This is a genomic window from Streptomyces sp. SAI-135, assembly GCF_029893805.1.
In the GTDB taxonomy this organism is placed as follows: Bacteria; Actinomycetota; Actinomycetes; order Streptomycetales; family Streptomycetaceae; genus Streptomyces.
The window spans coordinates 686,080-703,140 of sequence record NZ_JARXYP010000002.1 but is presented as its reverse complement, the minus strand read 5'-3'; the positions used below and the strand labels follow the sequence as shown (position 1 = coordinate 703,140).

The window sequence follows — 17,061 nt, the reverse complement described above, 5'->3', positions numbered from 1 at the left end:
CGGGGCCCTTCTCCTACGGGTGCGTTGACCCGGCGTAGGCCCACACAACCGCGAACCCAGCGCTCTCGCACCGGGGTGACACCCCAGTGGGTCACGGCCGGAGCCGACCGGACGGCGCACGGCTCCCCGAAGAACCCCGCATGATTCTCCTCGGGATGGAGGTGAGCTCCAGGGACGGGCAGTCGCGCAGCCGCAGGAGCTGCGGCATGCGGGTCTCCGACCCCTCCGGAGCTACGGCGAGGTGGGCAGGTGTGGGGAGCGGAGGACGAGCAGCGTGATCTCGCTGGGGGCGAAGACGCGGAACGGCGGGCCCCAGAAACCGGTGCCGCGGCTGGTGTAGAGGAGGGTGCGGGGGCCGTGGTGGCTGAGGCCGGCGAGGGCGGGCTGGTCGAGGCGGACCAGGTGGTGGAAGGGCCAGATCTGGCCTCCGTGGGTGTGACCGGAGAGCTGGAGGTCGATCCCGGCGGCTGCCGCCCGGTCGACGAACTGGGGTTGGTGCGCCAGGAGCAGGACGGGCAGGTCGGGGTCGACGCCGTCCAGGGCTCCGGCGAGATGGGCCCGGTGGCCCGCCAGGCCGGAGGACTCGGCGGTGACGTCGTCCACGCCGGCGACCACGAGGGTGTCGCCACCGCGTTCGAGCAGCAGATGGCGGTTGCGCAGCGGCTCCCAGCCCAGTTCGCCCATCAGGTCGACCCAGCCCTGGGCCTCGCTGTAGTACTCGTGGTTGCCGGTGACGTAGACACGGGCCCGAGTCGCCCGCACGGTTCCGAGCGGGACGGCCTGGGCGCGCCGGCGTTCCGCCGTGCCGTCCGCGATGTCTCCGGTGTGGCAGACGAGGTCGGCTTCCAGGGTGTTCACCGTCTCGCACACGCGTGCCGACCAGCGGGCGCGGTCGAGCGGGCCGTAGTGGGTGTCGGTGATCAGGACGACACGCAGACCGTCCAACCCCGCGCCCAGTCGCGGTAGTTGCACGTCGAGCCGACGGACGCGGGGCACGCGGCGGGCCTCGGCGTATCCCCAGACGAGCAGGACGCCTGCGACGCCGAGAACGGCCCAGGTGACGATGCGTGCCCGGTCCTGACTCCCGCCGACGCCCGCCACGGTCAGGGCGAGCCGCAGGAAGACGCCGAGGAGCACGGACCAGGTGAACAGGATCCAACTGGTGCCCAACAGGGTGTCGCCGATGATCGCCGCCCGGTCCTGCTGGCGCCGGCCGTGGCCGCGCGTCATCGCGAGCGGCATGCCGATCAGGCCGAGGACGAACAGGGCGGTGCCGACCGGCGTGACGGGCAGCGGCCAGTGCTGGCCGCCGTACAGGAGCACCCAGCAGGGCACGGTCCACAGCAGGACGGGGGCGATCAGGGGGAGGTAGCGCATCAGGCGGAGCAGTCGGCTCCGCCGAGGTGCCTGTGCTTCGCCCTCGGTGGGACGGGTGTTGCTGGTGTCGGTCACGTCGCTCCTCGCCGACCGGGCTGCCGTCACGCGCAGTCCCTCACCCGGGCTGCCGTCACGCGCACTGTATCCGGTCGGTATCGGGCCGAGCCGGGCCCCTCGGGACGACGTGGGGGAGCCGACCGATTGCAGCCTGAGCCGCCCGCTCCAGCTTTGTCCTGAGAGTGGAGAAAGTTGGTCCTATTCCGCTCCTAAGTTCTTCTCAGTCAGGTAAATCGCTGCTACGTTCCTCCTCGGAAGCCGGACTACTCCGCCGTCGGAGACAGGCGCCTGAACCCCAGCCGTGGGCGAGGGGAGGGGAGAGGCTCGTGAGACGTATGACTGCTCGACCTGAGAACACACATCAGGCGCGGCTGCTTCGTTTACTGCGTGACAGCGGGCCCAACTCCCGTGCCCAGCTCGGCGATCTGGTGGACCTGTCACGCTCGAAGCTGGCCGTCGAGGTGGACCGGCTGCTGGAGACGAGGCTGGTCGTCGCGGACGGGCTCGCCCCCTCACGCGGTGGCCGGCGCTCGCACAACATCCGGCTCGCGCCGACACTGCGTTTCCTCGGCGTCGACATCGGTGCCACGTCGATCGATGTCGCCGTGACCAACGCGGAGCTGGAGGTCCTCGGGCATCTGAATCAGCCGATGGATGTCCGCGAGGGGCCGGTGGCGGTCTTCGAGCAGGTGCTGGCGATGGCCGCCAAGCTGAAGGCCTCCGGTGTCGCGGAGGGCTTCGACGGCGCCGGCATCGGTGTCCCGGGGCCGGTCCGCTTCCCCGAAGGCGTGCCGGTCGCGCCTCCGATCATGCCGGGCTGGGACGGCTTCCCCGTGCGGGAGGCGCTCAGCCAGGAACTCGGCTGCCCGGTCATGGTCGACAACGACGTGAACCTGATGGCCGTAGGAGAACAGCACGCGGGTGTGGCCCGTTCCGTGCGCGACTTCCTGTGCATCAAGATCGGCACCGGCATCGGCTGCGGGATCGTGGTCGGCGGCGAGGTCTACCGGGGGACGACGGGCAGCGCCGGCGACATCGGTCACATCCCCGTGGAACCGGCAGGCCGTGCCTGCGCGTGCGGCAACCGGGGCTGTCTGGAGGCGCACTTCAGCGGTGCCGCACTGGCCGCCGATGCCGAAGAGGCCGCGCGTGCGGGCCGCTCGGTGGAGCTCGCCACCCGGCTGGAGACGGCCGGCCGTCTGACGGCCGCGGATGTGTCGGCCGCCGCGGCGGCGGGGGACGCGGTGGCTCTCGAACTGATCAGGGAGGGCGGGAAGCGCCTGGGACAGGTCATCGCCGGGCTCGTCAGTTTCTTCAACCCGGGGCTGGTGGTGATCGGCGGTGGCGTGACCGGGCTCGGGCACACCCTGCTGGCCAGTGTCCGGACACAGGTCTACCGGCAGTCGTTGCCGCTGGCCACCCGCAATCTGCCCATCGTGCTGGGCGAGTTGGGGCCGACCGCCGGAGTCATCGGCGCGGCCCGGCTCATCAGCGATCACGTCTTCTCACCGGCCTGACGCCGTCGGCGGGCTCCGCCGCGCACGGACCGTCATGAGTACCTCGGCACCCCCATGGCACGGCCATGCCCCGGGGGACTGCAACAACTCCGGCTCCTCCTATCGCTGCTGAACGACCTCACGACACATCGCGGTGACCGGCTCCCGCCCCCGCGATGACCGCACGGCCGCCGAGCCGTTCTCCGCTCAACCGTTAGCCCCGGCGCACTCGACGCCAGGGGCTCCCCAGAGCTGTCCCCACACCCGCACCACCCCGCCCAGCTCTGCCCGCCCACGGACCGCAACCGCCGAGGGGATCCTTCATGGCATCACCACCACCCCTGCTCACCATGTCCGGCATCACCAAGTCCTTCCCGGGCGTCCGGGCCCTGGACGGTGTGGACCTCGAGGTCCAGGCCGGCGAAGTGCACTGCCTCCTGGGCCAGAACGGCGCCGGCAAGTCCACCTTGATCAAAGTGCTGGCCGGCGCCCACCAGCCCGACGGCGGTGAGATCACCTGGCAGGGCAAGCCCGTGACCCTGGGGTCCCCGACAGCCGCCATGCGACTGGGTATTGCCACCATCTACCAGGAACTCGACCTGATCGAGGGGCTGTCCGTCGCGGAGAACGTCTTCCTCGGGCACGAACCGACATCCGCCGGGTTCGTCGTGCGGGGCTCCACCGCCCGTACGGCGACCGGGAAGCTGCTGGAGCGACTCGGGCACTCGGAGATCGATCCGGCGCGGCTCGTCGGCGACCTGTCCGCGGCGCAGCAGCAGATCGTCTCCATGGCCCGCGCGCTGTCCCATGAGGTGCGGCTCATCGTGATGGACGAGCCGTCGGCCGCGCTCGACCCCGAAGAGGTGGACAACCTTTTCCGGATCGTGGCCGATCTGACGGCCGACGGGGTCGCCGTCGTCTACATCTCCCATCGCCTGGAGGAGATCCGGCGCATCGGCGACCGGGTCACGGTGCTGAAGGAGGGCCGGTCGGTCGCGGGTGGTCTGCCCGCCGAGTCCACCCCGACCCATGAGGTCGTGGCCCTGATGACCGGGCGGAACGTGGAGTACGTCTTCCCCGAACGCCCCGCGGCCGAGTCGGTTGCGGGGAGGGAGCCGGTGCTCAGGGTCGAAGGACTGACCCGGCGAGGGGAGTTCGCGCCCGTCGATCTGGAGCTGCGGCCGGGTGAGATCGTCGGTCTGGCCGGGCTCGTCGGGTCCGGGCGCAGCGAGATCCTGGAGACGATCTACGGAGCGCGCAAGCCCGACGGCGGCCGGGTGCTCGTCGACGGCACACCTCTGCGTCCCGGCAGCGTCCGCGCCGCCGTCCGCGCCGGCATCGGCCTCGCGCCCGAGGAGCGCAAGGCGCAGGGCCTGCTGATGCTGGAGTCCGTCAGCAGCAACGTCTCGGTCTCCACCCTGTCGAGGTTCGCCCGCGCGGGCTGGCTCGACCGGCGTACCGAGCGGGCCGCGACCCACCAGGCGGTACGGGAACTGTCGCTTCGGCCGGACAATCCCGATGCCGCGATCAGGACCCTGTCCGGCGGCAACCAGCAGAAGGCGGTGCTGGCGCGCTGGTTGTTGCACGGCTGCAAGGTGCTGTTGCTGGACGAGCCGACCAGGGGCGTCGACATCGGCGCCCGGGCGGAGCTCTACGCCGTGATCCGCCGGCTGGCCGACGAGGGCCTGGCCGTACTTCTCGTGTCCAGCGAGGTGCCCGAGGTCCTGGGCCTCGCCGACCGGGTGCTGGTGCTCCGCGAAGGCAGCGTCGTGCACACGGCGGACGCCCGGGAGCTCGACGAGCACCGTGTACTCGATCTTGTGATGGAAGGGAGCCCGACGTCATGACGCAGCCGGCCACCGCGGCGCAGGAAGAAGCGCCGACGTCCGCCAGCAAGTCCGCGGGGGAGCGGCCGAGTTCGCGCCGCTCCGCACTGCCGTGGGACGTGCGCACGCTGTCCCTGCTCGGCGTCCTCGCGGCCCTCGTCGCGGTCGGCGGGATCACCGCGCCGGACGAGTTCCTGTCGACGAGCAATCTTCAACTCGTCCTCACCCAGGCGTCCGTGATCGGCGTCGTCACCGTCGGCATGACGTTCGTCATCACCAGCGGTGGAATCGACCTGTCGGTCGGCGCCATGGTGGCGCTCTCCTCGGTGTGGGCGACGACCGTGGCCACGCAGGAGTTCGGCTTCGCGGGCATCCTCTTCACCGCGATCGTCGTCGGTGTGGGCTGCGGTCTCGTGAACGGTCTGCTGATCGCCTACGGCCGGATGGTGCCGTTCATCGCGACACTGGCCATGCTCGCCTCCGCCCGGGGCCTGGCGCTGCAGATCACGGACGGCAGCACCCAGATCGTGAGCGTCGAGTCCGTGCTCGATCTCGGCGCCAGGGACTCCTACATCCTCGGCATCCCGCCCCTCGTGCTGATCTTCGCCGCGGTCACCGTCATCGGCTGGCTGCTGCTCAACCGCACCACCTTCGGCCGCCGTACCGTCGCGGTCGGCGGCAACGCGGAGGCGGCACGCCTGGCCGGTATCGACGTCCGCCGCCAGCGTCTGTACCTGTACCTGCTGTCGGGGCTGTGCTGCGGTATCGCCGCGTTCATGCTGATCGTGCTCGCCGGCTCGGGCCAGAACACCAACGGCAACCTCTACGAGCTGGACGCCATCGCCGCGGCGATCATCGGCGGAACCCTGCTCAGCGGCGGTCGCGGCACCATCGTCGGCTCCGTCCTGGGTGTGCTGGTCTTCACCACCATCACCAACATCTTCGCTCTGAACAACCTCGAGACCGCGGTCCAGCAGATCGCGAAGGGCGCCATCATCGTCGCCGCCGTCCTGGTCCAGCGCCGCTCCCTGCAGGGCGACACCTGACGCCGCTGCCGCACACCGCCGGACGGCGGGCCCTGACACCTGCCGTCCGGCACCGCGCGCCTCCGGCATCCCGCACCTCCTCCACCTCCATCCGACGCACACCGCCCAGTCGAAGGGTCGATCCGCCATGGCAAGAACCCCCGCCACCAGCCGCAGAGCACTGCTGTTCGGCACCGCAGCCGTGTCCGCAGGCGCGCTGCTGACCGCCTGCACCAGCAACGAGCCCAAGGACCAGGAACCGGCCGCGGACAACGTCCCGGCCGCGGACGACAAGCCGGGTAAGGAAGTCACGATCGGCTTCGCCGGGCCGCAGGCCGACCACGGCTGGCTCAACGCGATCAACGACAACGCCAAGAACCGGGCGAAGAAGTACTCGGACGTCACCCTGGAGATCACCGAGGGTTCCAACGACACCGCCCAGCAGATCGGGCAGATCGAGACCCTGATCAACAAGAAGGTCGACGTGCTGGTGATCCTGCCGGCCGACGGCAAGGCGCTCACCCAGGTCGGGCTCAAGGCGATGCGTGCCGGGATCCCGGTGGTGAACCTGGACCGGATCTTCAACACCCCGCAGGCGTACCGCTGCTGGATCGGCGGCGACAACTACGGCATGGGCCTCAACGCCGGCCACTACATCGGCGAGAAGCTCAAGGGCAAGTCGAACGCCAAGGTCATCGAACTGGCCGGACTCGACAACCTGGAACTCACCAAGCAGCGCACCAAGGGCTTCGACGACGCCCTGAAGAACTACCCCAACATCAAGAAGGTGGCCCGCCAGGCCGCCGAGTTCACCGTGGAGTCCGGGCAGGCCAAGATGGCGCAGCTCCTCCAGGCCCAGTCGAGCTTCGACGCGCTGTGGAACCACGACGACGACCAGGGCGTGGGTGCGCTGCGCGCCATCGACCAGGCCGGCCGCGACGACTTCCTGATGGTCGGAGGCGCCGGCGCCAAGTCCGCGATGGACGCCATCAAGGCCGACAACAGCGTGCTCAAGGCGACCGTCCTCTATCCGCCGACGATGGCCGCCTCCGCCATCGACCTGGCCCGGGCGCTCGGCCAGGGCAAGGGGATCGGAGGCCTCTCCGAGTTCGAGATCCCGTCCTCACTGACCCTCTACTCGGCCGTGGTCACCAAGGACAACGTCGACCAGTACCTGCCCACCGGCTTCATCTGACCGGCCCGGGCCGCGTGCCCCGCGACACAGCGATGAGTCAGTGACAACTCCGACCAGGAGGAACCCGTATGGAACAGAGGGACAGTCGGACCGCACCCCCGACACTGGGCGTGGGCATGGTCGGCTACGCGTTCATGGGTGCCGCCCACTCACAAGGGTGGCGCACCGTCGGGCACGTCTTCGACCTGCCGTTGCGGCCGGTCATGGCCGCGGTCGCAGGCCGTGACGCGCAGGCCGTGCGGGCTGCGGCCGACAAGCACGGCTGGGCCGCGGCGGAGACCGACTGGCGTGCCCTCGTGGCCCGTGACGACGTGCAGCTCGTCGACATCTGCACACCGGGCGACAGCCATGCGGAGATCGCGATCGCGGCGCTGGAGGCGGGCAAGCACGTGCTGTGCGAGAAGCCGCTGGCCAACTCGGTCGCCGAGGCGCAGGCCATGGTCACGGCAGCCGAAGCGGCCCGCGAGCGCGGGCAGTTGGCCATGGTGGGCTTCAACTACCGGCGGGTGCCCGCCCTCGCCTTCGCCCGTCGGCTGATCGCCGACGGCAGGCTCGGCACGCTGCGCCACGTGCGGGTCAGCTATCTCCAGGACTGGCTGGTCGACCCCGGCTTCCCGCTGACCTGGCGGCTGGAGCGGGAGCACGCGGGGTCGGGGGCGCTCGGCGCACCTCGGCGCGCACATCGTCGACCTCGCGCAGTACCTGGCGGGTGAAGTGCTGGTCGGGGTTTCCGCCCAGATGGAGACCTTCGTCAAGGAGCGGCCCCTCCTCGACGGCGCCTCCTCGGGCCTGAGCGCCACCGGCGGCTCCCGGCGCGGTCCGGTGACGGTCGACGACGCGGCCGTGTTCACCGGCCGGCTCGCCTCGGGGGCCCTCGCCACGTTCGAGGCGACCCGGATGGCGTCGGGGCGCAAGAACGCCCTGCGGCTGGAGCTGAACGGCGAGTACGGTTCGCTCGCCTTCGACCTGGAGCGGCTCAACGAGCTGTCCTTCCACGACCACCGGGAGCCCGCCGCCACGGCCGGGTTCCGCAGGATCGTCGTCACCGAGGCCGAGCATCCGTACCTGGAGGGCTGGTGGCCGCCGGGTCACGGCCTGGGCTACGAGCACACCTTCGTCCACCAGGCCCGCGACCTGGTCGAGGCCGTCGCGTCCGGCACCGAGCTGCTGCCGTCGTTCGCCGACGGGCTCCAGGTGCAGCGGGTGCTCGCCGCGGTGGAGGAGAGCGCCGAGAAGAACTCCGTGTACACCCCGATCGCCGTCTGAGGAGGCCCGGAACCATGCCGCGTCAGTTCACCCTGTTCACCGGCCAGTGGGCCGACCTGCCGCTTGAGGAGGTCTGCCGGCTGGCCCGCGAGTTCGGTTACGACGGTCTGGAACTCGCCTGCTGGGGCGATCACTTCGAGGTCGACAAGGCGCTCGCCGACCCCTCGTACCTGGACTCCCGGCACGCGCTGCTCGACAAGTACGGCCTCAGGTGCTGGGCGATCTCCAACCATCTGGTCGGCCAGGCCGTCTGCGACGCCATCATCGACGAGCGGCATCAGGCGATCCTGCCGCAGGTGATCTGGGGCGACGGTGATGCGGAAGGGGTCCGGCGGCGGGCTGCGGAGCGGATGAAGGACACCGCGCGGGCGGCTGCCGCCTTCGGGGTGGAGACCGTGATCGGTTTCACCGGCTCGGCGATCTGGCATCTGGTGGCGATGTTCCCGCCCGCGCCCGAGTCGATGATCGAGCGGGGCTACGAGGACTTCGCCCGGCGCTGGAACCCGATCCTGGATGTCTTCGACGAGGTGGGTGTGCGGTTCGCGCACGAGGTCCATCCCAGTGAGATCGCCTACGACTACTGGACGACCCGGCGGGCTCTGGAGGCGGTCGGTCACCGTCCGGCGTTCGGGCTGAACTTCGATCCCTCGCACTTCGTGTGGCAGGACCTGGATCCGGTGGGTTTCCTGTACGACTTCCGGGACCGGATCTACCACGTGGACTGCAAGGAGGCGCGCAGGCGTCTCGACGGCCGCAACGGCCGTCTGGGCTCCCATCTGCCCTGGGGTGATCCGCGCCGCGGCTGGGACTTCGTCTCGGCCGGCCACGGGGACGTGCCGTGGGAGGACGTGTTCCGGATGCTGCGCTCCATCGACTACCAGGGCCCGATCTCGGTCGAGTGGGAGGACGCCGGGATGGACCGCCTCCAGGGCGCGCCCGAGGCGCTCAAGAGTCTCAAGAAGTACGACTTCGAGCCCCCGTCGGCCTCCTTCGACGCCGCGTTCGGAGGAGGCGACAACTAGGTGCTCCGCCGCTGGAGCCCGGCGTGCGAACGGGCTTCAGCGGCGCGGCACACAGTGGCTGCTTCTCGCCGGTCCTGATGGCCGGTCAGGTCCTGCCCGGTGGCTGTGAGTCGCCGGGCCGATCCCGGCTGCCTCAACGCCGCTTTGTCCTGGACCTGGAGAAAGTTCGTCCTCTTCGTGCACAAGGGGTTCCGGTCAAGGACGAACGCGACTACGGTCCCCCTCGTGCACAGGAACCCCACAGTGGTCCGAAACTGACGGCTCATTCAGATCGGGCGGCACGCCGCTCGACCGACCGATTCACGAAGGAGGTCCTGCACAGCGCAGGGCCAAGGACCTTCAGGTATCCCGCACCTCTCACCGGCGGTCCACGTACCGCCCGCACGCGCACGCCGTAACCGCGCCGACCACGGAGACAGCCCTCAAGGGGCCGCGGCCGAAGCCGCCCAAGTGCCGGCGGTGGGCGGGAGGCCCTGAAGCCCCCACCCACCGCCCTCCACACCACATCGGAACATCGACATGGCAGGGAGGCAGCCCGTGAACAACGACGGGAACGCAACGGAACCCCAGACCGGCGCATCGGCCGCACGCACCGGTGTCTGGTTCGTCGGCGCCCGCGGATCGGTGGCGACCACCGCCGTCGCCGGATGCGCGGCCGTCACCGCCGGACTGCACGCGCCGACCGGCATGGTCACCGAGACCCCACCGTTCGACGGCACCGGCCTGCCACCGCTGTCCTCACTCGTCTTCGGCGGCCACGACACCGCCCACTGCCCGCTGCCCAAGCGGGCCGAACACCTCACCGACGCGGGCGTCCTGCCGCACGGCCTCGCGCCCGCCGTACGCTCCGAACTCCGGGCCGCCGACGAGGAGATGCGGCCCGGCGGCCCGCTCCCGGACGACCCGCGCGGCGACGAGGAACTCATCGCGGACTTCGCCGCCGACCTCACCTCGTTCCGTGAGCGCAACGCACTGGCACGGGTGGTCGTCGTCAACGTCTCCTCCACCGAGCCGCTGCCGGCACCCGACGCCGAACGGCTGCCGCCCAGCTCCCTGTACGCGGCCGCCGCCGTGCGCGCCGGCTGCCCCTACGTCAACTTCACTCCGTCCACCGGGCTGCGCACCCCTTCCCTGACCGACGCCGCCGCGGCGGCCGGACTTCCCCACGCCGGCCGTGACGGCAAGACCGGCCAGACACTGCTGCGGGCCGTGCTCGCCCCGATGTTCGTCCAACGCGCCCTGCACGTACGGGCCTGGTCCGGCACCAATCTGTTGGGCGGTGGCGACGGGGCGGCGCTGGCCGACCCGGGGGCCGCCGCGGCGAAGAACGCCGGCAAGGAACGCGTCCTGACCGAGTCCCTCGGGCACACCCCGCAGGGCGAGGTGCACATCGACGACGTACCGGCGCTCGGCGACTGGAAGACCGCCTGGGACCACGTCGCCTTCGAGGGCTTCCTCGGTACGCGCATGGTCCTCCAGACCATCTGGCAGGGCTGCGACTCCGCCCTGGCCGCACCGCTGGTGCTGGACCTGGCTCGTCTGGTCGCCCGTGCCCACGAGGCGGGCCTGTCCGGTCCGCTGCCCGAACTGGGCTTCTACTTCAAGGATCCTGACGGGGGCCCGGCGGGCCTGCCGGAGCAGTTCACCGCGCTGCTGTCCTTCGCCGATCGCCTGCGGGAGGCGCGGTGATCCGCCTTCTGCAGGCCCGCCTCGCCCCGACTCGCCTCGCCCCGCCCCGCCTCGCCCGGTCCACCCCGCCACGTGCCCCACAGCCCGTCCCACCCCGGACCGGTCAGGTCCCCGCGGACGCCGGACCGGCGCGCGGACTGCGGACGCGACTGCGGGACTGGGCCGAACTGCTGCGCGTCTCGGCGCTGTTCACCGTGCCCGGTGACGCCCTCGCCGGTGCCGCTGCGGCGGGGCTGCGGCCCAACCGGGGCACGGCTTGTGCGGTGGGCGCCTCGCTCTGCCTCTACGAGGCGGGCATGGCGCTCAACGACTGGGCCGACCGTGACGAGGACGCCGTCGACCGCCCCCACCGGCCCGTCCCCTCCGGCCGCATCTCACCGAGGGCTGCGCTGGGCGCGGCCGGACTCCTGACCGCGGCGGGCCTGACACTGGCCGCCCGCGCCGGCCGCCCCGCACTCGCCGTGGCCTCGGCATTGACCGCCACGGTGTGGGCGTACGACCTGCGGCTGAAGCACACCCCCGCCGCCCCGGCGACCATGGCCGCGGCCCGCGCCCTGGACCTCCTGCTCGGTGCCACGGCCACCGTCTCGGCGGCCGGCGCGACGAGTTCGGGGCGAAGCGGCTCCCCGGCAACACCGGCGCCCGCTCACCACCCGCAGCGCAACGCAGCGGTGGCGGGCGGCGGGGAGCCCCAGCGCCAGAGGGGGAACCACGCAGAGCGACGGACCGCCGCACCGGCATCCGTATCCGCCTCCGCCCCGCGCGTCATGGCCCCCGCCCTCGCGTTGGCCGCCCACACCTACGCCGTCACCGCCGTCTCGCGGCACGAGACACAGGGCGGCTCCACCGCCACGCCTCTCGCCGCCCTCGGCGCGACCGCCGTGCTGGGGCTGCTGCTGGGACGGACCCGCGCGAGCCCAGGGCCCCTCCCGTTACTGACGGCCGCCTCGTACGCCCGTACCGCCGCCGTTCCCTTCCTGCATGCCGCCCTCAACCCGTCCCCACCCCTCACCCAACGCGCCGTCGGCGGCGGGATCCGCGCCCTGATCCCGCTCCAGGCCGCGCTCGCCGCCCGGTCCGGGGCGAACGGCACCGCCCTCGCCCTGCTGGGGCTCGTCCCCGCGGCCCGCACCCTCGCACGGAAGGTGAGCCCCACATGAGCGGTCAGCAGCGACTGCGCCTCGGCTACGGCACCAACGGTCTCACCGACCTCCGCCTGGACGACGCCCTCGGCCTGCTCGCGGAGCTGGGCTACGACGGTGTCGGCCTCACGCTCGACCACATGCACCTCGACCCGGTCGCCCCCGGCCTCGCCGCCCGCACCGCTCACGTCGCCCGTCGGCTGGATGCCCTGGGGCTCACCGCCACCATCGAGACGGGTGCCCGCTATGTGCTCGACCCGCGGCGCAAGCACGGCCCGTCGCTGCTGGACGCGGAGCCCGAGGGGCGCGAAGCCCGCACCCGGCTGCTCCGCACGGCGGTCGAGGTCGCCGCCGACCTCGGAGCGCACGCCGTGCACTGCTTCAGCGGCATCACGCCGGCTGGCACCGACCGCGACACCGCGTGGCAGCGCCTGCACGAGGCACTCACACCCGTGCTCGACGCCGCGGACGCCGCCGGCGTACCGCTGGCCATCGAACCCGAACCGGGCCACCTCCTGGCCACCCTCGCCGACTTCCACCACCTGCGCACCTCGCTCGGCAGCCCCGCTCCGCTCGGCCTGACCCTCGACATCGGCCACTGCCAGTGCCTGGAGCCGGAACCGCCCGCCGAGTGCGTCCGCGCGGCAGGGCCCTGGCTGCGGCATGTGCAGATCGAGGACATGCGCCGCGGGGTGCACGAGCACCTGCCGTTCGGCGACGGCGAGATCGACTTCCCGCCCGTCCTGGAGGCCCTCGCGGCCACCGGCTACCAGGGCCTGACCGTCGTCGAACTGCCCCGTCACTCCCACGCCGGGCCTGAACTGGCCCGTACCTCGATCGAGTTCCTCCGCACAATGGCAGCCACGCCGAAGGGGGCGACGGCAGCATGACGCACACCGCTCCCTGGACCCGCGACGACGTCACCGCCTCGCTGGCCGACGGCACCGCGCGTGCCTGGTTCGGCGCAGCGCTGGCGGCCGCCGCGGCCGCCGCACAGGCACCGCCCGCGGCTTCCTCCCCGTACCTCGCCCACAGCTGGGAGCTGCGCTTCGCCGCAGCCGGGCGGCACTGCGGCCACGACCACGCGGACGCCGTCCGTACGCTGCTGCTGGTCGAGGCCCGGGCAGGGGCCGAGACCCTGACCCGGCTCTACCAGCAGGGCAGTGCCGCCGAACGCCGGGCGGTGCTGCGGGCGCTGCCGGCCCTGGTCGACGGACCGCACGCCGTCCACCTGGTCGAGGACGCCCTGCGCAGCAACGACACCCGGCTCATCGCCGCCGCCGTCGGCCCCTACGCGGCCGCCCACCTCGATGCCCACGCCTGGCGTCACGCCGTCCTGAAGTGCCTGTTCACCGGCGTCCCCGTCGACGCGGTCGCGAACCTGGCCCGACGGGCGGCGGGCGACGGCGAACTCGCCCGCATGCTCACCGACCACGCGGCCGAGCGCACCGCCGCCGGCCGTGACGTCCCCGACGACCTCGTTCGCGTGCTGACCCTGACGGGCGAGGAGCCCAAGGAGGCGTGATGCGCATCTTCGACCCGCACATCCACATGACGTCCCGCACCACCGACGACTACGAGGCGATGCACGCCGCCGGTGTGCGCGCCGTGGTCGAACCGTCGTTCTGGCTGGGCCAGCCCCGGACCAGTCCTTCCAGTTTCTTCGACTACTTCGACGCCCTCCTCGGCTGGGAGCCCTTCCGCGCCGCCCAGTACGGCATCGCCCACCACTGCACCATCGCGCTCAACCCCAAGGAGGCCAACGACCCGCGCTGCACACCGGTCCTGGACGCCCTGCCCCGCTACCTCGTCAAGGACGGTGTCGTCGCCGTCGGCGAGATCGGCTACGACTCCATGACCCCCGCCGAGGACACCGCGCTGGCCGCACAGCTCCAACTCGCCGCCGACCACGGCCTGCCCGCCCTCGTCCACACGCCCCACCGCGACAAGCTCGCCGGCCTCCACCGCACCGTGGACGTCGTCCGCGAGTCGAACCTGCCCACCGACCGGGTGCTGCTCGACCACCTCAACGAGACCACCGTCAAGGCGGCCAAGGACAGCGGCTGCTGGCTCGGCTTCTCCGTCTACCCGGACACCAAGATGGACGAGGACCGCATGGTCGCCGTCCTGAAGGACTACGGCCCGGAGAAGATCCTCGTCAACTCCGCCGCGGACTGGGGGAGGAGCGACCCACTGAAGACGCGGAAGGTCGCCGACGCCATGCTCGCGGCCGGTTTCGGCGAGGACGACGTCGACCAGGTGCTGTGGCGCAACCCGGTCGCCTTCTACGGGCTCAGCGGCCGGCTCCGACTGGACGTCCCGCAGGCGCGGGACCTGCACGAGGGCAACTCCATCCTGCGCGGAGGCGAGTAGAGCGATGCGCTTCCGCCACCCCGACGGTTCCACCGTCCACCTCGCCTACTGCACCAACGTCCACCCGGCCGAGACCCTCGACGGCGTCCTCGCCCAACTGCGCGACCACTGCGAGCCGGTGCGCAGAAGCCTGGGACGGGACCGCCTCGGCATCGGTCTGTGGCTCGCCAAGGACGCCGCCCGCGCGCTGATCACCGACCCGGTGACCCTGCGGGGCCTGCGCGGCGAGCTGGACCGGCGCGGCCTGGAAGTGGTCACCCTGAACGGCTTCCCCTACGAGGGCTTCGGCGCCGAGGAGGTCAAGTACCGCGTCTACCGGCCCGACTGGACCGACCCCGAACGCCTGGAGCACACCACCGCCCTGGCCCGGCTGCTGGCGGCCCTGCTGCCGGACGACGTCAGAGATGGCACCATCTCCACGCTCCCGCTCGCCTGGCGCACCGACTTCGACGAGCGCGCCGCCGCCACCGCCACCGCGGCGCTGACCACGCTGTCGGAACGGCTCGACGCGCTCCAGGAGCTGACCGGCAGGTCGATCCGCATCGCCCTGGAACCGGAGCCCGGGTGCACGGTGGAGACCACCGCGGACGCGATCGGGCCCCTCAGCGCCCTGCCGGGCGACCGTATCGGCGTGTGCGTCGACACGTGCCACCTGGCCACGTCCTTCGAGGACCCGGCGACGGCGCTGACGGCCCTCGGGGCGGCCGGCGTCACCATCCCCAAGGCACAGCTGTCGGCGGCCCTGCACGCCCAGGAGCCCAGCCGCCCCGAGGTCCGCGCGGCCCTCGCCGCCTTCGCCGAACCGCGCTTCCTGCACCAGACCCGCACCCTGACCCCCGACGGACTGCGCGGCACCGACGACCTCGGTGAAGCACTCACCGGCGAGGTGCTGCCCGACGAGGCGCCCTGGCGTGCCCACTTCCACGTCCCGCTGCACACGCCACCCGCCCCACCGCTCACCTCGACCCTGCCCGTGCTCCAGGAGGCCCTGGCGCTGCTGGTGGGAGGCACGGAGCCGCGCACCCGTCATCTGGAGGTCGAGACCTACACGTGGCAGGCGCTCCCGTCCGAACTGCGGCCGCGCACCAGAACCCAGCTCGTCGACGGCATCGCCGCCGAACTGGCCCTCGCCGGCGACCTGCTGACCGACCTCGGCCTGAAGGAGCTGCCATGAGCACCCGCCCGACTCCGCTCCTGGTCCTCGACGTGGTCGGTCTCACCCCCCGTCTGCTGGAGCACATGCCCCGGCTCAAGGCGCTGGCGGCGTCCGGTTCGCAGGCACCCCTGTCGACCGTGCTCCCGGCCGTGACGTGCAGCGCCCAGTCCACCTTCCTCACCGGTGAACTCCCCGCCGAGCACGGCATCGTCGGCAACGGCTGGTACTTCCGCGAGCTGGGCGACGTCCTGCTGTGGCGTCAGCACAACGGCCTGGTCGCCGGCGACAAGCTGTGGGACGCCGCCCGCCGCGCCCACCCCGGCTACACCGTGGCCAACATCTGCTGGTGGTACGCCATGGGCGCCGACACCGACTTCACCGTCACCCCCCGTCCCGTCTACTACGCCGACGGCCGCAAGGAACCCGACTGCTACACCCGGCCCCCGGCCCTGCACGACGAACTCACCGAGAAACTCGGCACCTTCCCCCTCTTCCACTTCTGGGGACCCGGCGCCGACCTCGTCTCCAGCCAGTGGATCATCGACGCCACCCGCCACATCATGGCCACCCGCCACCCCGACCTGACGCTCTGCTACCTCCCCCACCTCGACTACGACCTGCAACGCTTCGGGCCCGACGACCCACGCTCCCTCCAAGCAGCAGCCGAACTCGACCGGGCACTGGCCCCGCTCCTGGACGACGCCCGCGCGGAGGGGCGTACCGTCGTCGCCCTGTCCGAGTACGGCATCACCCGCGTCAGCCGACCGGTCGACATCAACCGCGCCCTGCGCCGCGCCGGTCTCCTCGAGGTGCACACCCAGGACGGCATGGAGTACCTCGACCCGATGGCCTCCCGCGCCTTCGCGGTCGCCGACCACCAGATCGCCCACGTCTACGTCCGCCGCCCCGAGGACCTGGACGCCACCCGCGCCGCCCTCGACGGCCTGCCCGGCATCGACGAGATCCTCGACGACGAGGGCAAGAAGGCGGGCGGACTGGATCACCCGCGCTCCGGGGAACTGGTCGCGATCGCCGCGCCGGACGCCTGGTTCACGTACTACTACTGGCTCGACGACGACCGCGCGCCCGACTTCGCGCAGCTCGTCGAGATCCACCGCAAACCCGGCTACGACCCCGTCGAGCTGTTCATGGACCCCGAAGATCCTTACGTGCGGCTCAAGGCGGCGAAGGCGCTGGCCCGCAAGAAGCTCGGCCTGCGCTACCGCATGGCGGTCGTGCCCCTCGATCCCTCACCCATTCGCGGCAGCCACGGCCGCCGCCCCCCGAGCGACGACGAAGGTCCGCTCGTCCTGGTCTCCACCCCCCGCGCAGTGTCCGGCCGCGTCGCGGCCACCGAAGTGAAGTCCCTTCTCCTGCGGCTCGCCGGCCTCTCCTGAGGCGGCGGACGTCAGGCACCCGCAGCACCGTGACAACGAA

13 protein-coding genes and 1 pseudogene are annotated in these 17,061 nt (G+C 71.7%); 13 read left to right on the top strand and 1 reads right to left on the bottom strand.

The window, feature by feature from the left end; translation table 11 throughout:
* Positions 1 to 231 precede the first annotated feature (231 nt).
* Positions 232 to 1,452, bottom strand: coding sequence for a metallophosphoesterase (locus tag M2163_RS07570; RefSeq protein ID WP_280853593.1), 1,221 nt, complete (start codon positions 1,450 to 1,452; stop codon positions 232 to 234).
* Between the two features lie 317 nt (positions 1,453 to 1,769).
* Between M2163_RS07570 and M2163_RS07565 the strand changes: the two genes are divergently transcribed.
* The 13 genes and pseudogenes from M2163_RS07565 to M2163_RS07505 all read left to right on the top strand — a co-directional run bounded on the left by M2163_RS07565 (position 1,770) and on the right by M2163_RS07505 (position 17,021).
* Complete coding sequence (locus tag M2163_RS07565) at positions 1,770 to 2,951, top strand: ROK family protein (RefSeq protein ID WP_280893521.1); 1,182 nt, start codon at positions 1,770 to 1,772, stop codon at positions 2,949 to 2,951.
* A gap of 302 nt (positions 2,952 to 3,253) precedes the next feature.
* A complete protein-coding gene (locus M2163_RS07560; protein WP_280893520.1) occupies positions 3,254 to 4,777 on the top strand; it encodes a sugar ABC transporter ATP-binding protein in 1,524 nt (507 codons plus the stop codon).
* The gene (locus M2163_RS07555) at positions 4,774 to 5,802 is read left to right on the top strand and encodes an ABC transporter permease (protein ID WP_280853596.1); all 1,029 of its coding nucleotides are present in this window, start codon (positions 4,774 to 4,776) and stop codon (positions 5,800 to 5,802) included. Before M2163_RS07560 ends, M2163_RS07555 begins: the two co-directional genes overlap by 4 nt.
* Positions 5,803 to 5,929: 127 nt before the next feature.
* Positions 5,930 to 6,976 carry a substrate-binding domain-containing protein gene (locus tag M2163_RS07550; protein WP_280893519.1) on the top strand — a complete coding sequence of 349 codons (1,047 nt, stop codon included), beginning with the start codon at positions 5,930 to 5,932 and terminating at the stop codon, positions 6,974 to 6,976.
* A gap of 68 nt (positions 6,977 to 7,044) precedes the next feature.
* Positions 7,045 to 8,242: pseudogene (locus M2163_RS07545) on the top strand (Gfo/Idh/MocA family oxidoreductase).
* A gap of 14 nt (positions 8,243 to 8,256) precedes the next feature.
* Complete coding sequence (locus M2163_RS07540; protein ID WP_280853599.1) at positions 8,257 to 9,264, top strand: sugar phosphate isomerase/epimerase family protein; 1,008 nt, start codon at positions 8,257 to 8,259, stop codon at positions 9,262 to 9,264.
* Positions 9,265 to 9,801: 537 nt separating this feature from the next.
* A complete protein-coding gene (locus tag M2163_RS07535) occupies positions 9,802 to 10,953 on the top strand; it encodes an inositol-3-phosphate synthase (RefSeq protein WP_280893518.1) in 1,152 nt (383 codons plus the stop codon).
* Positions 10,954 to 11,090: 137 nt separating this feature from the next.
* Positions 11,091 to 12,113, top strand: a complete 1,023-nt coding sequence (locus tag M2163_RS07530) for an SCO3242 family prenyltransferase (RefSeq protein WP_280897226.1) — start codon at positions 11,091 to 11,093, stop codon at positions 12,111 to 12,113.
* Positions 12,110 to 12,985 (top strand): sugar phosphate isomerase/epimerase family protein, encoded by an 876-nt coding sequence (locus tag M2163_RS07525; protein WP_280893517.1) that lies wholly within the window; start codon positions 12,110 to 12,112, stop codon positions 12,983 to 12,985. The genes M2163_RS07530 and M2163_RS07525 overlap by 4 nt, the downstream gene beginning before the upstream one ends.
* Positions 12,982 to 13,620: an EboA domain-containing protein gene (locus tag M2163_RS07520; protein WP_280893516.1), complete on the top strand. Its 639-nt coding sequence runs from the start codon at positions 12,982 to 12,984 to the stop codon at positions 13,618 to 13,620. Before M2163_RS07525 ends, M2163_RS07520 begins: the two co-directional genes overlap by 4 nt.
* Entirely contained in the window at positions 13,620 to 14,468 is an 849-nt protein-coding gene (locus M2163_RS07515; RefSeq protein ID WP_280893515.1) for a TatD family hydrolase, read from the top strand. Before M2163_RS07520 ends, M2163_RS07515 begins: the two co-directional genes overlap by 1 nt.
* A 4-nt stretch (positions 14,469 to 14,472) precedes the next feature.
* Positions 14,473 to 15,642 (top strand): metabolite traffic protein EboE, encoded by a 1,170-nt coding sequence (gene eboE, locus M2163_RS07510; protein ID WP_280893514.1) that lies wholly within the window; start codon positions 14,473 to 14,475, stop codon positions 15,640 to 15,642.
* Complete coding sequence (locus tag M2163_RS07505) at positions 15,639 to 17,021, top strand: nucleotide pyrophosphatase/phosphodiesterase family protein (RefSeq protein ID WP_280893513.1); 1,383 nt, start codon at positions 15,639 to 15,641, stop codon at positions 17,019 to 17,021. Before eboE ends, M2163_RS07505 begins: the two co-directional genes overlap by 4 nt.
* Positions 17,022 to 17,061 lie beyond the last annotated feature (40 nt).